The organism is Flavobacterium sp. J27 (genome assembly GCF_004303025.1).
Classification (GTDB): domain Bacteria; phylum Bacteroidota; class Bacteroidia; order Flavobacteriales; family Flavobacteriaceae; genus Flavobacterium.
In genome coordinates, this window is the sequence record NZ_PJQW01000027.1 from 1 (window position 1) to 3,093 (window position 3,093).

General features: G+C 38.3%; 1 protein-coding gene. It reads left to right on the top strand.

The features are described 5' to 3' along the window. The coding region (locus CX675_RS19585) for a T9SS type B sorting domain-containing protein (protein ID WP_130736950.1) at positions 1–3,093 on the top strand (3,093 nt) is incomplete at both ends.

Genomic DNA, 3,093 nt, shown 5'->3' on the forward strand with positions numbered 1-3,093 from the left:
GTCAGGCACGACACCAAATTGTACCGACGAGCATAGTTTTACGGTAACAATCAATACGACACCAGTAGCCGATGCGCCATCAGATGTTACGGTTTGTGATAGTTATGTATTGCCAGCTTTAGCAAACGGGAATTATTATACAGGTCCAGGTGGAACAGGCACGATGTTAAATTCAGGATTTGTGGTTACCACAACCCAACTAATCTATGTTTATGCAGAGTCAGGCACGACACCAAATTGTACCGACGAGCATAGTTTTACGGTAACGGTAAATGCTACCCCAGTAGCCGATGCCCCAGTAGATGTAGTAGCATGTGATAGTTATGTATTACCAGCCTTAACGGTAGGTAATTACTATACAGGAGCAGCAGGAACAGGGACTATGTTAAGTTCTGGTTTTGTAGTTACCACAACCCAATTAATCTATGTTTATGCTGAGACAGGCACGACACCAAATTGTACTGATGAGAACAGTTTTACCGTAACGATTAATACGACGCCAGTAGCCGATGCGCCATCAGATGTTACGGTTTGTGATAGTTATATATTACCAGCTTTAGCAAACGGGAATTATTATACAGGTCCAGGCGGAACAGGTACGATGTTAAATGCAGGCTTTACAGTTACTACTACTCAATTAATCTATGTTTACGCAGAGTCAGGTACGACACCAAATTGTACTGATGAGCATAGTTTTACGGTAACGATAAATACGACGCCAGTAGCCGATGCTCCAGTAGATGTAGTAGCATGTGATAGTTATGTGTTGCCAGCCTTAACGGTAGGTAATTACTATACAGGATCAGGAGGAAGCGGTACGATGCTAAGTGCAGGTACAGCAGTTACCACAACCCAACTAATCTATGTTTATGCAGAGACGGGTACGACACCAAATTGTACGGATGAAAATAGTTTTACAGTAACCATAAATCCAACCCCACAATTTACCTCTTTAACGGGTAATGGAGCTATTTGTTCGGGTCAAGACGCAGTATTTACTATATCAGGCACTTCAGGAGCCCAAGTAAGTTATACTTTAAATTCAGTATCTAATACTATTTTAATACCAGGATCTGGAATTGCTACAGTTGTTATAACAGGGGCTACAACAAATCAAACGCTTACAGTAACTCAAATTGCCAATGTGACGACAGGTTGTAGTGCTACGTTGAATACTACGGTTACGATTTCAGTAATTGCTTTACCAACAGCAAGTATTGATGCTCAAAGTAATGCGGTTTGTAATAATGGAAGTACAACGTTATTGTTTACAGGAACACCAAATGCTACGGTTTCGTTTACAGATGGTTTGGCAAGTTATACGGTAACATTAGATGCTTCAGGAGCAGCCAACTATACCACGGCTAATTTAACAGTAGATACCACATATAGTATTACAAGTGTAGCTACAGCTACCACACCATCTTGTTCACAGGCAGTAAGTGATAGTGAAACGATAACCATTACACCAACACCAACGATAACGAATGTTAGTTATAGTAGTACTATTTGTTCAGGAACGGCAACAGATTTTGTGGTTACTTTGAATAATACAACGACTTATGTTTGGAATGCGACAATAACGAATATCGATAATACGACTTATGTTCAGACAGGAGATCAGACGAATATTAATCAAATAGCGAACCTACAAAATGCATTGAATGTGGGCTATATTACAATGCAAATTACCCCTACATTAAGTGGAGGTAGTTGTAATGGAGTTGCTGAACAATATATAGTTACCGTTACTCCAGTACCAGTAATTACAGATATTGCTATAGCGAGTACGTCAGTTTGTTCAGGAGAGTCTATCCATGTTTCAATATCAGGAAATTTATCGAATGTAACATACAATTGGACAGCGATATTAAATGGTGTTATTATTACATCAGGAACAAGTTCAGGAAGTACAACTAGTGACATAGATATGAGTGTTGCAGTATCAGATATTACCCAATCAGGAGATTTGTATTTTGAAATCACTCCAGTTTTAGGAAGTTGTACAGGTCAAATGGAAACGAGTGGTGTTATTACAGTAAATGCCATTCCAGGGGCAGTGGTATCTTCACCAGATGCGAATATGTGTAGTGGAGAAGCTGTATCGGATGTTATTGATATTCAGTTAGGAACGCCAACTTTAGCTGGTACTACAGTAGAATGGATTGTTCAGAGTGTAAGTGGTGTTTCGGGAGCCAATAGTGGTTCGTCTAGTAGCGCACCCTTTGAGATACCAGATGTTTTAACCACAACTGGAGATGTACAAGGAGTTGTTGTATACCGTGTTTGGAGTGTTTCTTCAACGGGATGTAGAGGCGCTTATACCGATTTTACGATTTATGTAAATCCATTACCAAATCCTGTTTTAGAGGATGGTTCTATATGTGTGGAATTAGCCACAGGCTTAGTCTTCCAAAGCCATTTATTAGATTCTGGTATTTCAAATACATCTAATTACCAGTTTACATGGTATTATAATGGGAATGTTATTTCAGGAGCCACCCAAAGTACTTATGCAGCAGAAGCGGCAGGAGAATATTATGTTTTGGTACAAAATACAACGACAAACTGTGAGAATATTTCTAATATAGTAGGGGTAACGGAGATTAATAATGCGACAGATTTTACATATACAGTAACAGATGCCTTTACAGATAATGCTACAGTAACTATAACTGTAATAGATGGGAATGGTAGTTATTTATATCAACTAGATGATCAGGATTTGCAAGGTTCTAGTGTGTTTACAGGCGTTAGTTCGGGGACACATCAGTTAACAGTTGTAGATGAGAAAGGTTGTACTTACTTAACAAAAGAGATTTTAATTATAGATTATCCTAAGTTCTTTACACCGAACGGAGATGGGTATAATGATTATTGGAATATTTTTACCTTGAGAGACCAACCTAACGCAAAAATTTATATCTTTGACCGATACGGTAAATTAATCAAAGAAATCAGTCCATTAGGAACTGGTTGGGATGGAACTTTTAATGCACAAGACTTGCCATCTACTGATTATTGGTTTACTGTAGAATATCAAGAAAACCAACAAAACAAAGTATTTAAAGCACATTTTTCATTAAAAAGATA